Below are 16,687 nucleotides of genomic sequence, written 5' to 3'. Positions count from 1 at the left end.
GCGCAATAATCGAGCGTGCGAGGGCGGCCGGTCTTTCGGGACTGGCCGCCTTTTATTACCCTTCCCGTGTGATGCCCGCGAACCATCGGTCGGCTCTGGCTAGTCGCGCGGCGAACCGTCGGCTGATCCACGCGAGCAGCGGCTTTTCCAGCCAGGTGCGGCGGGCGGCGTCGATGAGGGCGCCGAGGGCGTATACGGCCAGGGCCGCGCCGATGCCGCCGGCGAGGATGGCGGGCCAGCCGGCAGCGTAGAGGCCGGCCACGTGCGGCCAGAGCCATGCCCGCATGATCGGGTTGTCGTGGATGAGGTAGACGCCGAGCGCGGAGGCGGCGGCGCGGTTGATCCAGGGCACGCTGCCGATGGCCAGCTTCTGGAACGCCAGGAACGTGCCGAGTGAGGCGATGAAGGTGGGCACCATGTACTGCCAGATGAAGTAATCGGGCAGGATGCGGTCGAAGCCGAAGACCTGGTGGGCCCAGCCGAGCACGGTCATGCTGGCCCACACGAACCCGACGCCGCCCACGATGGCCCAACCGCCCATCCTTTCCGCAATGCGCACGGGGTCCAGGCGGCAAAGCCCGCCCGCCTTCGCTCTCGACTGCCCCGCCGCGTTGTCGCTTTCGGTCAGGTCGCGTATCCAACCGCCGAGCAGGTACAGGTAGAAGAACCACACCAGGTCCGACCCGAGGGGGTTGAACGTGCTTGCCGTGGGCACGAGCGACAGCACGACGAAGCCCACGGCGGCCAGGCGGCTCATGCCGACGGCGCCCAGGTGGCGGTACAGCAGGTTGAGAAACGGGCTCGCGGCCATGAGCGCCACGTAGCAGGTGATGAACCAGTACTCGCCCGACATCAGGGGCAGAAGCGCCTTCTCCAGCTTCTCGGGTGTGACCAGATCGGGCTGGACGACCAGGAAGATGCCGAGCAGAGCGAATGAGTAGAACCACGTTTCAAGCGCGACGCGCAAAAGCGATGTCACCTTCAGGCTGCCGCGCACCATGAAGTAGCCGGTGATCAGGACAAAGCAGTTCACGCCCAGCTTGCCGCCGAAGCTGAGCATCTCCACGGCCACCTGCGAGGCGAGCGGCCCTGTTTCGGGCCAGGGGCCATGGACGCTGAAATGGAACATGACGATCATGAGCATGCTCGCGATGCGCAGAAGCTCGATGTTGGAACGTCTCACGGGTGCTCCTCGGGGTTGGTTCTCGGGTGCGGGCGGCCTGAAGGACCGCCCCTACGGGGGCTCTGCCGTTGCGGGGCGCCGCGCCCGGGGCGCCTTGAGCGGCCGTGGGTCGTGTGGCACGGTCGGCCGCGGCGCCTCGGGCGGAAGCGGGTCGCGCGGCATTGCGGTTGCGTTGCCGCGTTGCTCCTCCGCTACGGATTGCCTACAGAAGAAGTATAATCTCTGCAGCCGTGATAGGCTCGCTTGTTGAGAAGGTGTCGCCCGAACTCGGTGCAACGCCGTCGAATGGCGTGGGGCTGGCGGGGCGCGTTCCCCGCCATTCCCCGTTCCGAAAGGAGATTTCCATGATCGATCGCAAGGCCTTCCGCTCGCTGAGCTCGGGGCTCTACCTCATCACCGCCCGCAATGGCAATGGCAAGTTCGGTTGTGTGGCGAACACGCTTGTCCAGGTGGCCTCCGAGCCGCCCACCCTGGCCGTGTCGCTGAATAAGGAGAACGCCACCACGGCGGCCATCCTCTCGTCGGGCCGCTTCGCCGCCACGGTGCTGACCGAGGCTGCTCCCATGGAGCTGATCGGCACCTTCGGGTTCCACAGCTCCACCGACATCGACAAGTTCGCCGACTGCAACCACGCCCTGGACGGCTCGGAGGTACCCTATGTGGCCGAGCACGGCTTGGCGCGCTTCTCGGTGTTCGTGACCGAGACCATCGACGTGGGCAGCCACTACCTGTTCGTGGGCACGGTGGAAGAGGCCGAGGTGCTTGCCGCTGGCGAGCCGCTCACCTACGCCTACTACCATGCGGTGAAGGGCGGCAAGACGCCGCCGAAGGCCGCCACGTACAACGGCGGTGACGAGGCGTCTCCCGCCGGCGTCACCGAGACGGCCGCGGGCGCGCCGACAGCTGGGAAGAAGATCGCCTGGCGCTGCATGCTGTGCGGCTACATCGAGGAGGGCTACCCGGACGGCCTGCCCGCCGATTATCGTTGCCCCATCTGCGGCGCCGCCCCCGACATGTTCGAGCGCATCGAGCTGTAGCGGTCGCGCCGCGAACCAAAGTGGGCGGAGTGCGCCGAGGATGGGCGGCCCCGCCCCGCCGTTCGTCGCGCTGTGAAAAATGGCGCAAAACGCCGCTTTGGTTCCCTTGGGTGTGTCGCAAAACGCCGTTTTGGTCCCCTGGTATGGTAAAACGCCTGGTCAGAATTGGCGCCGACAGATGGTTCTGGAACCAAAGCGGCGTTTTGCGCCACAAATGTAGGAAGGTGTGGCGCAAATGATCGCTTCGGTTCCCCGGCTCCGCGCGGCGCCCCTTCCGCATCGTCGGAATATCTCATGCCGCAAAAAAAGCCCCGACGAATCGGGGCCTTTCAATCGCGGAAAGGAGAGCGAGCTCACGCCGCTCGCGCGCCCAGTCGCTACAGTTCGCCGTTCTGCCAGGCCTCTAGGCCCTGGAGAACCAGCTTGTGGGCCTCTTCCACCTGGGGAAGGTAGTCGATGGCAGCATCGGACTCGCCCGCATAGAGGGCATCCGAGACGAGCGCGGCGGTCTGGTAGAGGTCCTTGAAGGACAGATTGCCGGCCACGCCCTTTAGCGCGTGGGCCTCGCTGTAGCCGTCGGAGAAGTTGTGGGCCTCGATGGCCGCCTGCAGCGATACCAGATGGGTGTCGTTCAGGTATTTCATTGCCAGGCGCTCGTAGAGCTCGGCGTTGTCGCCGAAGCGGTCCATGGCGTCCACGTAGTCGATCCCGTAAGGGGCCAGCTTGTCGGCAAGAGTGGTCATGGCAATCATTCCTTTCAACTGTGACGAGGCCGCGCGCCCGCGCGGCGCCGCCCCAGTTCTTCAGTAGAAACGGTTTGGCTGCTCGTCTGACACTGTGGTTCAGTTTAACGTTCCGTCAAAGAGTCGTTGGTATCGGCGACAACCCGTTTCCTTCCCGTAGGAAGTTGTAACCGAACGGTAAGAAACCTAGTAGTCGGCGGCGGCCGGCGAGTCCATCCAGGCCCGGTAGAAGTCCTCGTAGGCGTCGGCCAGCACTGCCTCGCGGGCCCGGCGCATCAAATCCAGCAGGAAGTGCAGGTTGTGCACCGACAGCAGCATGGCGCCGAGCATCTCGTTCTGCTTCACCAGGTGGCGCAGGTAGGCGCGGGTGTAGTTTTGGCAGGTGGGGCAGGTGCAGGCGGGATCGAGTGGCGTAAAGTCGCGGGCGAACTTCGCGTTGCGCATGTTCATGCGGCCCGTGCTGGAGAACGCCGTGCCCATGCGGGCCGTGCGGGTGGGCAGCACGCAGTCGAACATGTCCACGCCCTCGCGCACGGCACGCACCAGGGTGGTGGGGTTGCCCACGCCCATGAGGTAGCGGGGGCGGTCTTCAGGGCAGGCCCGGGCCACCTCGCCCAAGGTCTCGAACATCACCTCGTGGTCCTCGCCGACCGAGTAGCCCCCGATGCCGAAGCCGCCGAAGCGCCGGTGCCCGGCCGCCAGCGACTCGTCCTCGATCTCCCGCAGCCGGCGGATAGATTCCAGGCGCAGATCGAGATGCATGCCGCCCTGGACGATGCCGAAGAGCGTCTGGTCGGGGCGCGTGTGGGCTGCCAGGCACCGGCGCGCCCAGGCGCTCGAGTAGTCCACGGCCTTCGCCACGAACTCGCGGGCGGCCGGATAGGGGGCGCACTGGTCCAGCTGCATGGCGATGTCGGCGCCGATCTTCTGCTGGATGACCATGTTCTCTTCGGGCGTCCAGTGAATGTTGGACCCGTCGTAGATGGACTTGAAGGTGACGCCGTCGTCGGACAGCTTCACGGTGTCGGCCAGGGAGAACACCTGGAAGCCGCCGGAATCGGTGAGCATGGGACCGTCGTAGTTCATGAAGCGGTGGATACCGCCGGCCTCTTCCACCAGGTCGGCCCCGGGGCGCATGGCCAAATGATAGGTGTTGGCGAGCACCACCTGGGCCCCCAGCTCGCGCAGCTGGTCGGTGGTGACGCCCTTCACTGTAGCCGAGGTGCCCACGGGCATGAACATGGGGGTGCGGAAGGTGCCGTGGGCCGTCTCGTAGGAAAGTGCCCGAGCGTGGCCGGAGGCAGCCTCGCAGGTGCAGTCGAACAGTGCCATGGCCTACACCTCCCGGGAGCCGGTCGCCTGGGCGGCCAGCACGTCGTCGGTGGCCGCGGCGGCGTGGGCCGCGGCGGCGCCCCCGTCCAGGGAGCCTCCGTCGTTGGCGGCGCGCACGGCCTCGGCCTCGGCCGGGTCGATGGTGCCCGTCTTCACGGACGCGGCCGGATTGGCGCAGGGCGGCAGGGCTGCCGCGAAGGCGGCGAAGTCGGCCATGGTGCCGTGCTTCACCGAGGCCAGGTCAAAGCCCGCCGGGTCGAGCAGCCAATCGGTCACCAGGTAGCCGTCGGCCCCTAGGTGCATGAAGGAGAGGTCCTCCACGGTGTTGTTGCCCACCATGAGCACGTCGGTGCCGTCCACCCCGGCTGCCGCCAGGTTCTCGGCGTAGTAGAGCGGTCGCGGTTTCACGGTGCGGGAATTCTCGTAGTGGGTCAGGCGGGCGAAGGCCTTAGAGCGTATACCGGCCCAGGCCAGGCGGTGGCGCACAGCGGTCGGCGGGAACATGGGCATGGTGGTCAGCAGCAGGGGATAGCCCTTTGCCGCCAGGGTCTCGATGGCCGCCGCGGCGGCCGGGTTGGGCTCCACATCGGCACCGAGGGCCGCGAAGGGGCCGTCGTAGAACTCGGTCAGCAGCGGCTCCCAGTCCACGTCCGCATCACCCATAAGACCGGTGAAGGTGTCCCAGAAGGCCTCGGCGTTGGTGCGGCCGTCGTCATGGACGGCCATGGCGCGGGTGCCGGCCTTGAGGGCCTCCAAGAAGGGGCCGCCCTCGATGCCGCGGGCCTCCATGAAGTCGTAGAGCGCGGCGAAGTAGCGGCCCATGAACACGTCCAGGTCCATGGGAAGCAGAGTGCCGTCCAAATCGAAGCAGATGGCGCGGTAGGCGCGCGGGGTGGGGTCCATGGGATTCCTTTCCAGGTGGGGCCTTGGGGGGCGGGGCGTGGGCGCGAGCGGCCGAGCGGGCCGTCCGCGGGGCGCTCCCGCCGCCGTTTCAAGATCAACGTGGTAGTATACCGCCGATGCAATTCTTAAGGAGCGCTTTTCATGAGAACCGATGATTTCGACTACGCCCTGCCCGACGAGCTGATCGCCCAGGAACCCGCCGCCGAGCGCGACCGTTGCCGCCTGCTCGTGATGGACCGGGCTACCGGTGCGGTGGAGGACCGCATCTTCCGCGACATCGTCGACTATCTGCGGCCGGGCGACCTGCTCGTGGCCAACGAGACCCGCGTCATGCCGGCGCGCCTTTTGGGTGCCAAGCGCGGCACCGGCGGGGCGGCCGAGGTGTTTTTGCTGCGCGAGTGCGCAGGCCCCGAGCCCCGCACCAACCGCGTGGCCTTCTGGGAGGTGCTCGTGCGCCCGGGCAAGCGCCTGAAGCCCGGGGCTGGGGCCGTGGTGGACTTCACCGACGGCGCGGGGAATGTGGTGCTGTCGGCCGAGATCATCGACTGGGCCCGAAACGGCCAGCGCGGCGAGCGCGTGGCGAGGCTGACCACGCCGCTGCCCAGCCTGGACGAGGCCCTGCACGCCGTGGGCCACACGCCGCTGCCCCCCTACATCAAGGACTATGCCGGCGACGAGGAGCTCTACCAGACCGTGTACTCCCGCCGCGAGAGCTCGGCGGCTGCCCCCACGGCCGGTTTGCACTTCACCCCCCAGCTCATCGAACGTCTGCGCGAGCAGGGCGTCGGTTGGGCCACGGTGGAGCTGGAAGTGGGTCTTGACACCTTCCGCATCGTGGACGAGGAGGATCCCGAGAAGCACGTCATCCACACCGAGTTCTACACGGTGCCGCAGGCCACGGTGGATGCCGTCGCCGCTGCCCGCGCCGCCGGCGGCCGCGTGATCGCCGTAGGCACCACGAGCGTGCGCAGCCTGGAGAGCGCCTGGGATCCCGCGGCCAACGGGGGAGCCGGCGCGCTGGTGTCCCGCAACCGCGAGGCCACGAGCCTCTACATCCTGCCGGGCTACGAGTTCTCCGTGGTGGACGCGCTCATCACCAACTTCCACGTGCCCCGAAGCACGCTCATGATGCTGGTCTCCGCCTTCAGCACCCGCGAGTCCGTCATGGCCGCCTACGAGCACGCCGTGGCCGAGCGCTACCGCCTCCTCTCCTTCGGCGACGCCATGTTCCTGCACTAGGGGAGAGCGGGCGAAGTCCCGCGGGCTCCATCTGCGAACAGTAACCTGCAACGCGGCCCGGCGAACGATCGTCGGGCCGCTTCCAATATCGGACGTTGGGCCTCGCTTGGCCGCTCGTGGCTGTGCATCGCCGGGTCTTTTCGTTTTCTGGCTTGGAATGCACGGTGTCGGGGGCAGGGTACTCCAGTTCGGATCCCGCTGCCATGCGCCATCTGGGGAAAGCCGCTCAAGGTAATACGGTCCCACGCCTTTCGGGGCCATTTCGCCCCCAAAACCGCGTATTCGAAGCCGAAATCATCGATGAAGGGGAGTGGCGGGGTCTATAGTGCCAATTAACGGCTGGTCAGTTGGGATTCGTTGTGGCATACTAGGCAAGTTAACGTGAATGCGTGGGGGCTGTTGCGCTCGCAGGCGTTCACGAGGAGAAGCTTACGCATAAGGTTACAAGGAAAAGGCAACTCATGGCTCTGGAACGTACTGTCAAGAAGAAGCCGGCGCGCACGCACGACCGTCGCAACATCTGGCTGCTCATTCTCACCACGCTGCTCGTCGTCGCATCGGTGGTGCTGTTCATCCCGCCCCAGGAGAAGATCAACCAGGGTCTCGACATCCAGGGCGGCCTGTCGGTGGTGCTCACCGCGAAGTCGACCGACGGGGCGGCGGTCACGCCCGAGGACATGGAGAAGTCCCGCGCCATCATCGAGAGCCGCGTGAACGCGCTCGGCGCGAGCGAGGCCACCGTGCAGGAGCAGGGCACCGACCAGATCCTCGTGCAGATTCCCGGTCTGTCGAACACCGAGGAGGCCCTGGCCACCATCGGGCGCACCGGCTCGCTGGAGTTCGCCCGCCTGGACTCGTTTACCGACGAGCAGGTCAAGCAGGCCATCGAGAGCGGCCAGTACGCCGGCGAGGGCACCGTCACCGACGCCTTCGGCAACGCGTTCCCCTCGGGCAAGCCCGAGCATCTGAAGGTGGAGCCGGGCACCTACACCCCCATCGTCACCGGCGCCGATATCACCAACGTGCAGATCGGCAAGGAGAAGGAGGGCTCCGTCGACTATGCCGTGAACATCGATCTGAACCAGCAGGGCGCCGAGGCCTTCGCCCAGGCCAGTCGCGATCTGGTGGCCGATCACGGCCTCATCGTGATCATCCTGGACGGCGAGGTGCAGTCGGCCCCGGCCATCCAGTCCGAGATCCCCAACGGCCACGTGCAGATCACCGGCCACTACACGCTGGACGAGGCCAAGAACCTCCAGACCATCCTGGAGTCCGGCTCGCTGCCCGTGTCCTTCGAGTACGCCCAGTCCCAGGTGGTCGGGCCCACCCTCGGCCAGGACGCGCTGTTCTCCGGCGTGGTCGTGGCGCTGATCGGCCTGGCCGTGGTCATGCTGTACCTGCTTTTGTTCTACAAGGGCCTCGGCCTCATCACGGCGGCGGCCATGGCTGTGTTCGCCGTGCTGTACCTGGGCATTCTGGCGGCGCTGTCGGCCTTCCACCTGTTCAGCCTGTCGCTGGCGGGCATCGCCGGCATCGTGCTGACCATCGGTATGGCCGCCGACTCGTCCATCCTCACCGTGGAGCGCTTCCGCGAGGAGATCCGCATGGGCCGCTCGGTGAAGGCCGCCTCCATCACCGGCGTGAAGCACGCCATCTTCACCTCCATCGACGCCGACCTGGTGACCATGGTCTCGGCGCTGTGCCTGTTCTTCCTGGCGGCCTCGTCGGTGAAGGGCTTCGGCATGACGCTGGCCTTGGGCATCATCTGCGACATCGCGATGATGCTCATCTTCAAGGCCCCGCTCATCCGCCTGCTGGCGCCGAAGGTGATCGCGAAGCACCCGGGCTTCTGGGGTATCAAGGACTCCATCGACGCGTCGAAGGGCTACGCCGAGCTGGCCGCTGCCGAGGGCACCTCTGTGCGCGATGCCGAGATCGGAAGCCAGATGAACGCCGCCGAGACCCGCTCCCTCGTTGAGGCCGACGATCCGGCCGAGGCCTCCCAGACGGTGAGAGCCGTGCGCAAGATCAAGGGCCGCTTCATCAAGCACGACATCAACTTCCTCGGCTACCGCAAGGTGTTCCTGACCGCGGCCGCCGTGGCCATGGTGGCCTGCCTGGCCGTTGTGGGCTTCCGCGGGTTGAACTTCGGCATCGAGTTCGTGGGCGGCACCTCGGTGGCCTTCCACGGCACCGGAGACGTGACCACCGAGCAGATGCGCGAGGCCTTCAGCGAGGCCGGAGAGCCCGATGCGGTCATCCAGACCACCGAGTCGGGCGGCGAGGCCGGCTTCCTCGTGCGCACCACCACCACGAGCCCCGAGGATGCCACGGCTCGCGCCACCCAGGTGGCTGAGGCGCTGGGGCTCGAGGCCAGCGATTTCGAGGTGACCACCATCGGCCCGGACTGGGGCGCAAGCGTCATCCAGAGCTCGCTTATCGCGTTTCTCGTGTCCATCCTGCTCATCATCGTCTATATCGCCATCCGCTTCGAGTACAAGATGGGCGTCATGGCCATCGTGGCGCTGCTGCACGACCTTATCCTGGTGGTGGGCATCTACGCCTTGGTGGGCCGGGAAGTGAACCCGAACACCATCGCGGCCCTGCTGACCATCCTGGGCTACTCGCTCTACGACACCGTGGTCGTGTTCCATCGCATCAACGACAACATGAAGGGCGAGGACATCCGCTGCACCTTCATGACCATGGCTAACCACTCCATGAACCAGGTGTTCATCCGCACTATCAACACGACGCTCACCTCGTTCATCCCGGTGTTCGCCATGCTCTTGTTCGGCGGCGAGACCCTGAAGGACTTCGCCTTCGCCATGGCTATCGGCCTCATCGCCGGCTCCTACTCGTCCATTGCCATCGCCTGCCCGCTGTATTGTATGTGGAAGACCCGCGAACCGAAGTTCGCGAAGCTGCAGAAGAAGTACGGCACCGAGATCGGCCGCTTCGAGTTCGATCACTCGGCCTCCACGGGCATTGCCCAGGTGCCCCTGGCCCGCCTGGAGGCCCAGCGCGCCGAGGCGGCCGTGGCCGAGGGGGCGGACGAGGTCGCGACGGTTGGTCGCCACGCCGTATCGGCCAAGCCGAAGCAGACGGGCAACAAGAAAAAGAAGCACCGTCACGGACGGGCCCAATAGTGGCTCCGACCGGCGGCGAGTTACAAGGAGATTCTATGGTACGTGAAGGTTCCGCCCCCAATTTCTGCCCGCCGACCGAGGAGGGCGTCACCATCACCCTGGTGGACGAGAAGGGCGAGCAGGTCGAACTGGAATTCCTCGGCCTGGTGCTGAAGGGCGAAAGCTCGTTTGGGTTCTTCTTCCCCATCGACGACGAGCACCCGGCCACCTCTTCGGGCGAGGTCGTGGTGCTGGAAGTGACCGAGGTGGACGAGGAAGGCCAGCCGGCCTCCTTCGAGCTGGTGGACGACGAGGTTATCGCCGCCGAGGCCTACGCCGACTTCCAGGAAGCCGCCAAGGACCTCTACGACTTCGCCTAGGCCCCGGCCGCGAACGCCCCGTCCCCATGATTCTCGTCACCGATCCCGATCACGGGCTGACCCTGCGCGAGCAGCAGATTCTGTACTACATCGCCGGCGGCCTGTCGAACAAGGAGATCGCCGCTCGCCTGACCCTGTCCGAGCAGACGGTGAAGGCCCATCTGTCCCACATGACCGCCAAGTCGGGCCGCGCCAACCGCGCGGCTCTGGTGGCCTACGGCTTCGAGACCGGCATCCTCTGCCGCTGCTAGGGGCGGGATAGCCCGTTCGGGCGATGCCGTCGGGCGGACGGGGCGCTATCATGGAGCCGAAACGAGAGGAAATGCTGGCCCCATGGTCGTCTTCTATTTGGAAATACTCTGCGTCCTGCTCTACGGCACTGCGAGCGCCTGCGCCGCAGTGGGCGTGCTGCGCGATCGCCCGCGCGGGGCCTGGTGGGGCCGCGGGCTGTTCTTCGGCGCGGCGGCCCTGCACTCCGCCATCGTGGGCATTCAGTCGGCGGCCACCGCCGGCACGCTGCTCTCGGGACCCAACATCGTGATGCTGGCCTCGTGGGTGCTGGCCGCCGTGACCGCAGCCGGGCTCATCGTCACCAAGCGCGGCCTCGGCCTGGCCGCGATCACCGCGCCGGTGATCGCCCTGCTCATGGTGACATCCCAATGGATGCACATTCTCGATCCCGCCGGGGCCGACAACCGGGCCTTCTACGAGTGGCCCCTGCTCGTGCCCCATATCGTGCTCGTGTTCATGGCCTGCGCCTGCTTCGCCGTGAGCGCCGCCGCCTCGGTGATGCTGCTGTACCAGCGCCGGCTGATGCGCCGCCACAGCGCCCAGGTGCTCGTGACGGCCACGCCGGCCTTAGACACGCTCGCGAAGATGGCGCGCTGGGCGGCCCTGGTGGGCCTGCTGCTGTTCACCGGCGCCATGCTCATCGGGTTCACTCACATGGTGGCCCAGTTCGCCGCCATGACCCACGCCCACTGCGCGGGGAATCTGGCCTATCTGGCCCCGCGGGTCGCCCTGTCGCTGGCGGTGGCGGCCCTGTGGGCGGTCTATGCCGCCCTGTCCTTCCTCGCGCCCTGGGTGGCGGGCGCGCGCGCCCGTGCCCTGCTCTGTCTCGGCGGCTTCGCGGCCATGCTCGCGCTCATCGCCGTCTCGGCCGGGTGACGCCATGGCCCTGGTCATGGTAGGCGCCAATCCGCGCCGGATATCTTTCCTCCCGCTGCTTTGCGCCTTGGATGCGGAAGGGGCCCGCAACGAGCTGGTGGCCGCCTTGGGCGCCCAGCGCGGGGTGAGCGAGGTCATGCTGCTGGCCGGTGCCGGGCGGGTAGAGGTGTACGCTGTGGTGGACGAGGGCGTTGACGGCTACGAGGCCGTCATGGGCTGCCTGATCGAGAGGGGGCTCGTGCCCTCGGACGCGACGGCCCACGGCTATTTCGCCGCCGAGGGGGACGCCGCGGCGCACCTGTTTGCCGCTGTGGCCGCCGTCGACGAGTTCGCCCGGGCCTCCGAGGGTCCGCCGGCGGTGGGGGAGGCCCTGGCCCGTTCGAGCCGGCAGCAAGTCGCTGGCCCCCAGCTGGCGGCCCTGGCCGCGGCCGCGCGGGCCCTGGCGGCGCGGTTGGATGTGGCCCGCAGCGGCGCGTCGGAGGCGGCCTGGGGCGACACGGTGGCCGCCTTGGCGCGGCGCGTGTTCGACCATCTCGAGCGCCGCACAGTGCTGGTGGTGGGCGCCGATCCGCTGGCGGCGGCCGCCGCCGAGGCCCTGGGTCGGGCCGGGGCGGGACAGTTCGTCGCGGTGGGCCTTCCGGACGCCGCGGGCACCGCCGATGCCGCGGGCACCCTGGTGGCCACCGGTGCGCCGGCGAGCACCGCCGCGCTCGAGGCACTGCCCGTGGTGCTCGGCAATGCCGACGTGGTCGTGGTGAGCCCCGGAGTGACGGCCGCCTTCGACAAGCGCCTGGTGAAGGGCGCCCTGCGCGCTCGCCGGGGTCGCCCCCTCTTGCTGGTGGACACCTCGGACGGCGATGCCGTCGAGGGGCGTGTGGCCGCCCTGGACGACGTCTTCCTCTACAACCGCACCGACGTGACCCGGCTCGTCCGCGACACGCCCGGGACCCGCGGCGGCGCGGGCACGGCGGCGACGCAGCTCGTGGCCGATGCGGTGCGCGACTTCTCCTACCAGTTAGCTTGAGTGTACTTTTTCGGCGGCCAACCTAGGCCGTTCGGGTGATGCCGTGTCGGGGTGCGGACGGCTATGCTTTCCTATCGTTGGGAACGAGAAGAAGGAGAGCCCCATGATCGTATCGTGGATGACCACGAATCAATGTAACCTGAAGTGCGTGCACTGCTACCAGGACGCCGAGGGGGTCGACGAGCGCGAGCTGTCCACCGCCGAGGCGAAGAAGATGATCGACGAGATCGCCCGGGCCGGGTTCAAGATCATGATCTTCTCCGGCGGCGAGCCGCTTCTGCGCCCCGATATCTACGAGCTGGTGGCCCATGCCGCCTCCTGCGGGCTGCGCCCGGTGTTCGGCACCAACGGCACGCTCATCACCGACGAGGTGGCTGTCCGCCTGAAGGAGGCCGGCGCAGCCGCCATGGGCATCTCGGTGGACAGCCTGGATCCCGCCCGCCACGACAAGTTCCGCGGCCTGGCCAACGCCTACGACCTCACCATGGCCGGCATTGAGGCCTGCAAGCGCGCGGGCCTGCCCTTCCAGCTGCACACCACGGTGGTGGACTGGAACCGCGACGAGGTGTGCGCCATCACCGACTTCGCCGAACAGATCGGCGCCATCGCCCACTACATCTTCTTCCTCATCCCGGTGGGCCGGGGCGTCTACATCCAGGAGACGAGCCTGGAAGTGCTGGAGAACGAGGCGCTGCTGCGGGAGATCATGGCGAAGTCGGCCGAGGTGTCCATCGACGTGAAGCCCACCTGCGCCCCGCAGTTCACCCGCGTGGCCAAGCAGCTCGGGGTGGATACCCGCTTCAGCCGCGGCTGTTTGGCCGGGCTCACCTACTGTGTCGTGGGCAGCGAGGGGCTAGTGCGCCCCTGCGCCTACATGACCGAGGAGGCCGGCGACGTGCGGATGCAGCCCTTCGACGAGATCTGGAAGACGAGCCCCGTCTTCGAGCGCCTGCGCACCCAGGCCTATTCCGGCGCCTGCGGCACGTGCGACTACAGGTGCGGCTGTGGCGGCTGCCGGGCGCGAGCCGCCTACTACCACGACGGCGACATCCTGGCCCAGGACGACTACTGCGCCCACGGTCAACAACTTTAACCTCCATTCGTCTTGCGTCGAATGGAGGTTCTGACGCTGCGGTTCCGACTGGCACCTGGCCTTGTACTTCACCGCTTTCCTTCACGGCACGAAGGCCGCTCAGCCGCGGTTCAGCACAATTCCAGGCACCAGTCGAAACCTCGCTGGCTTCCTTGGGCGAACCAGTATCTCAAGAATTAGAATAAGAGGGGAGATTCGAATGAAAAAAATCATGCTGATCTTGAGCGGTGCGGTGCTCGCCCTGGCTCTGGTCGGATGCGGCCAGCAGGCTACCGACGCTCCGGCTGCCGACAGTGCTGCCGCTCCGGAGCAGCAGGCCGCCGCGCCCGATGCCGCCGACGCCGATGACGCGACGCCCGGCCCGGTCACCTTCACCGACGACCTCGGCCACGAGGTGACCGTGGACAACCCCCAGCGGGTGGTGGCCTGCATGGGCAGCTTCGCCAACGCCTGGGAGCTGGCCGGCGGCACGCTCGTGGGCGTGTCCGATGATGCGCTTCAGGCCGAGGGCTTCACCATCGCGAGCCCCGATGTGGCCACGGTGGGGGATTTCGCCAGCGTGAACCTGGAGGCCATCATCGCGCTCGATCCCGACTTCGTCATCATGACGAGCGGTACGGGCGGCCGCGGCGGCGACTCCAGCCAGGCCGACCTGCGCGATGCGCTGGTGGCCTCGAATATCCCCGTGGCCTACTTCGAAGTGACCACCTTCGACGACTATCAGCGCCTCATGGAGACCTTCACTGCCATCACTGGACGGGAAGACCTCTACGAGCAGAACGCCGGGGCCGTGGCCGCGGCCATCGAGGATGTGAAGGCCGCCGTGCCCGCCGGCGAGGCGCCGACGGCCCTCGTGCTCACCACCTTCTCGGGCGGCACGCGCGTGCAGAGCTCGGGCACCCAGACCGGGGCCATGCTGGCCGACCTGGGGGTGCGCAACCTGGCCGACGAGAACCGCAGCCTGCTGAAGGACTTCAGCCTGGAGGCGGTCATCGAGCTGGACCCCGACTTCATCTTCGTCATCCCCATGGGCAACGATGCCGAGGCCGCCACGCGCAGCCTCATGGAGGCCACGGCCGCCAATCCCGCCTGGGAAGCCCTGTCGGCCGTGCAGAACGACCGCTACATCACCCTGGACCCCACGTTGTTCCTGTCGAAGCCGAACGAGCGGTGGGACGAGGCCTACACGGCGCTCTTCGACGCCCTCTACGGGCAGAAGTAGGCGCTCGTGTTCGGCCGTGCCCATAACATCGCCGTGCTGCTGGCGGCCGTGGTCCTGCTGCTGGCTGCCACGGCCCTCGGCTTTATGCTCGGCTCCTCCTCGGTGAGCCTGCCGGAACTGGCGGCCTGGGCCACGGGCGGGGAAGTGACCGACGCCGCCCGGGCCATCCTGGCCAACGTGCGCTTGCCCCGGGTGCTCGCGGCCCTGCTGGCCGGGGCCGCCCTGGCCGCTTCCGGTGCCATCATCCAGGCGGCCCTGGACAACCCGCTCGCGAGCCCCAACGTCGTCGGCGTGAACTCCGGGGCCGGGCTGTTCGTGCTGCTGGCCGCCGCCCTCGTGCCGGGGGTGCTGTGGCTCGCGCCCCTGGCCGCCTTCGCGGGGGCCCTCGTCACAGCCCTCATCATCTTCGGCCTATCCCTCGGCGGCGGCCTGTCGCGGCTCACCGTGGTGCTCGCCGGCATCGCCATCACCACGGTGTTCGGCGCGGGCATGAACACCATTCTCATCGTGGACCCCGACGCCTACATCGGCTCGGCGAATTTCCTCGTGGGCGGCCTGTCCGGCGTGCTCATGGCCGATCTGGGCTGGCCGGCCCTCTACATTGCCGCCGGTCTGGTCGCTGCGGCTGTGGGGGCGGCGCGGCTCAACATCCTCGCCCTGGGCGACGAGACGGCCCACGGCCTGGGATTGAACGTGCGGGCCGCGCGCATGGCCCTTCTGGCCGTGGCGGCGGTGCTCGCCGGCGCCGCCGTCAGCTTCGCGGGGCTGCTCGGCTTCGTGGGGCTCGTGGTGCCCCACGCCGTGCGGTTCTTCGTCGGCCACGACAACCGCTGGGTGCTGCCGGTCTCGGCCGTGGTCGGCGCGGCCTTCGTCGTGGGCTGCGACCTGCTGGCCCGGGTGATGTTCGCCCCCTACGAGCTGCCCGTGGGCATCCTCATGGCCTTCATCGGCGGGCCCTTCTTCATCTACCTCATTCTGAAGAACAAAGGAGGCGGCCTTGACTGAGCTGAGCGATACCGCCGCCGGGCCCGAAGCGCGCCCGGCCATCGCCTATGAGGGCGTGGCCTTCGCCTACGGCCCCGGCGCCCCCTTCATCGAGGGGCTCTCGGCCGCCATTCCCGCGGGCCGCATCACGAGCATCGTCGGCCCCAACGGGTGCGGGAAGTCCACGCTGGTGAAGCTGGCCGCGGGGCTTCTGCGCCCGGCGGCGGGCCGGGTTGTGGTGGACGGCTGCGACACCGGTGCCCTGTCGGCTCGCCAGCGCGCCCGCCGCCTGGCTGTGCTCGCCCAGAGCCCGCGGGTGCCTCCCCTGACCGTGGAGGCCCTCGTGGCCTGTGGCCGCCACCCCTATGGGGGCCGCACGGGGCGCCTGGGGCCTGCCGACCGCGAGGCGGTGGAGGCGGCCCTCGAGCGCGCCGGGGTGCAGCGCCTGCGCCGCCACGACCTGCGCCGGCTGTCCGGCGGCGAGCGCCAGCGGGCCTATCTGGCCATGATCCTGGCCCAGGACACCGACCTCATCGTGCTGGACGAGCCCACCACCTACCTGGACATCAATGCCTGCCACGACCTCATGGCCCTGGTGCGCGATCTGAACCGGCGCGAGGGCAAGACCGTGGCCATGGTCATCCACGACCTGGATCTGGCCCTGCGCTACTCCGATCGCCTCGTGGTTATGGAGCGGGGGAGGGTCCGGGCCCAAGGAGCGGTGGCAGAGGTGCTCGCCGCCGATGCCGTGGGTGCGGCCTTCGCCATGGACGTGTGCCCCCACGAGCGGCGCCGCCCCGACGGGGGCGTCGAGCACGGCTATGTGCTGTACCCGCGCTCCTAGGGGTTTCGCGGCTTCGGGGGGGGGTTCCCGCGGCCGTGAACTTCCGCCGCGGGGCCCTTCTGCGGCCGTGGGCCAGCGGTCCTGCCGCCGCTCGGCGACGGTCGCGCGCCGCACCATCGTCGCTCCCGTCGCTTCTATCGGTCGCGGCGATGGGTGGGGGCTTGCGCGCGGGGAGGGCTTCTCCTACAATAGGCGCCGTGAATTCTGTTTCAGGGCGAGGTGGAAGTCCTCACTGGCGGTAAGCACGGGGCGCAACCCCGCGCGAGCCCGCGACCCTGCGCTTGCGCAGGCTGACCCGGTGAAAATCCGAGGCCAACGGTTACAGTCCGGATGGAAGAGGCAGACGTTCGCTCGCCGCGCTCGGCGCCGGCGACGGTTTTCCGACCGACGCGAACCTACGAGGCCTGT

General features: G+C 68.0%; 15 protein-coding genes and 1 riboswitch. Of the genes, 11 read left to right on the top strand and 4 right to left on the bottom strand.

The features are described from left to right. Window positions 1–55 precede the first annotated feature (55 nt). Window positions 56–1,183 carry an acyltransferase family protein gene (locus G503_RS0103205; RefSeq protein ID WP_028026451.1) on the bottom strand — a complete coding sequence of 376 codons (1,128 nt, stop codon included), beginning with the start codon at window positions 1,181–1,183 and terminating at the stop codon, window positions 56–58. Window positions 1,184–1,527: 344 nt separating this feature from the next. Here G503_RS0103205 and G503_RS0103200 point away from each other — a divergent pair, with 344 nt between their 5' ends. Next, the gene (locus G503_RS0103200; RefSeq protein WP_035021607.1) at window positions 1,528–2,220 is read left to right on the top strand and encodes a flavin reductase; all 693 of its coding nucleotides are present in this window, start codon (window positions 1,528–1,530) and stop codon (window positions 2,218–2,220) included. A 377-nt stretch (window positions 2,221–2,597) separates the two neighbouring features. Here G503_RS0103200 and G503_RS0103195 read toward each other — a convergent pair whose 3' ends face one another. The 3 genes from G503_RS0103195 to G503_RS13385 all read right to left on the bottom strand — a co-directional run bounded on the left by G503_RS0103195 (window position 2,598) and on the right by G503_RS13385 (window position 5,198). Next, complete coding sequence (locus G503_RS0103195) at window positions 2,598–2,963, bottom strand: Hpt domain-containing protein (protein ID WP_028026449.1); 366 nt, start codon at window positions 2,961–2,963, stop codon at window positions 2,598–2,600. Window positions 2,964–3,149: 186 nt separating this feature from the next. Next, on the bottom strand, window positions 3,150–4,295 hold the full coding sequence (gene tgt / locus G503_RS0103190; protein ID WP_028026448.1) for a tRNA guanosine(34) transglycosylase Tgt: 1,146 nt from the start codon (window positions 4,293–4,295) through the stop codon (window positions 3,150–3,152). Between the two features lie 3 nt (window positions 4,296–4,298). Then, on the bottom strand, window positions 4,299–5,198 hold the full coding sequence (locus G503_RS13385; protein WP_202805154.1) for an HAD family hydrolase: 900 nt from the start codon (window positions 5,196–5,198) through the stop codon (window positions 4,299–4,301). A gap of 141 nt (window positions 5,199–5,339) precedes the next feature. On the opposite strand from G503_RS13385, the gene queA reads away from it, so the two are divergent. The 10 genes from queA to G503_RS0103135 all read left to right on the top strand — a co-directional run bounded on the left by queA (window position 5,340) and on the right by G503_RS0103135 (window position 16,279). Beyond that, window positions 5,340–6,437, top strand: coding sequence for a tRNA preQ1(34) S-adenosylmethionine ribosyltransferase-isomerase QueA (gene queA, locus G503_RS0103180; protein ID WP_028026447.1), 1,098 nt, complete (start codon window positions 5,340–5,342; stop codon window positions 6,435–6,437). A 461-nt stretch (window positions 6,438–6,898) separates the two neighbouring features. Beyond that, the gene (gene secD, locus G503_RS13380) at window positions 6,899–9,586 is read left to right on the top strand and encodes a protein translocase subunit SecD (protein ID WP_084636236.1); all 2,688 of its coding nucleotides are present in this window, start codon (window positions 6,899–6,901) and stop codon (window positions 9,584–9,586) included. A 35-nt stretch (window positions 9,587–9,621) separates the two neighbouring features. Continuing rightward, a complete protein-coding gene (locus G503_RS0103170; RefSeq protein WP_028026446.1) occupies window positions 9,622–9,945 on the top strand; it encodes a hypothetical protein in 324 nt (107 codons plus the stop codon). 26 nt (window positions 9,946–9,971) lie between these two features. After that, the gene (locus tag G503_RS16845; RefSeq protein ID WP_028026445.1) at window positions 9,972–10,196 is read left to right on the top strand and encodes a response regulator transcription factor; all 225 of its coding nucleotides are present in this window, start codon (window positions 9,972–9,974) and stop codon (window positions 10,194–10,196) included. An 82-nt stretch (window positions 10,197–10,278) separates the two neighbouring features. Then, a complete protein-coding gene (locus tag G503_RS0103160; RefSeq protein WP_028026444.1) occupies window positions 10,279–11,112 on the top strand; it encodes a hypothetical protein in 834 nt (277 codons plus the stop codon). A 4-nt stretch (window positions 11,113–11,116) separates the two neighbouring features. Further along, a complete protein-coding gene (locus tag G503_RS0103155) occupies window positions 11,117–12,136 on the top strand; it encodes a glutamyl-tRNA reductase (protein ID WP_028026443.1) in 1,020 nt (339 codons plus the stop codon). 103 nt (window positions 12,137–12,239) lie between these two features. Next, window positions 12,240–13,229: a putative heme d1 biosynthesis radical SAM protein NirJ2 gene (gene nirJ2 / locus G503_RS0103150; protein ID WP_028026442.1), complete on the top strand. Its 990-nt coding sequence runs from the start codon at window positions 12,240–12,242 to the stop codon at window positions 13,227–13,229. A 211-nt stretch (window positions 13,230–13,440) separates the two neighbouring features. Continuing rightward, window positions 13,441–14,451, top strand: coding sequence for an ABC transporter substrate-binding protein (locus tag G503_RS13375; protein WP_235715478.1), 1,011 nt, complete (start codon window positions 13,441–13,443; stop codon window positions 14,449–14,451). Between the two features lie 6 nt (window positions 14,452–14,457). Further along, window positions 14,458–15,456, top strand: a complete 999-nt coding sequence (locus G503_RS0103140) for a FecCD family ABC transporter permease (RefSeq protein ID WP_028026441.1) — start codon at window positions 14,458–14,460, stop codon at window positions 15,454–15,456. Then, a complete protein-coding gene (locus G503_RS0103135) occupies window positions 15,449–16,279 on the top strand; it encodes an ABC transporter ATP-binding protein (RefSeq protein WP_235715477.1) in 831 nt (276 codons plus the stop codon). Before G503_RS0103140 ends, G503_RS0103135 begins: the two co-directional genes overlap by 8 nt. Before the next feature lie 201 nt (window positions 16,280–16,480). Beyond that, window positions 16,481–16,625: riboswitch (FMN riboswitch) on the top strand. Window positions 16,626–16,687: the final 62 nt, after the last annotated feature.

This window comes from Adlercreutzia mucosicola DSM 19490 (genome assembly GCF_000422625.1).
Classification (GTDB): domain Bacteria; phylum Actinomycetota; class Coriobacteriia; order Coriobacteriales; family Eggerthellaceae; genus Adlercreutzia; species Adlercreutzia mucosicola.
This window is presented reverse-complemented; position numbering and strand designations above follow the sequence as displayed.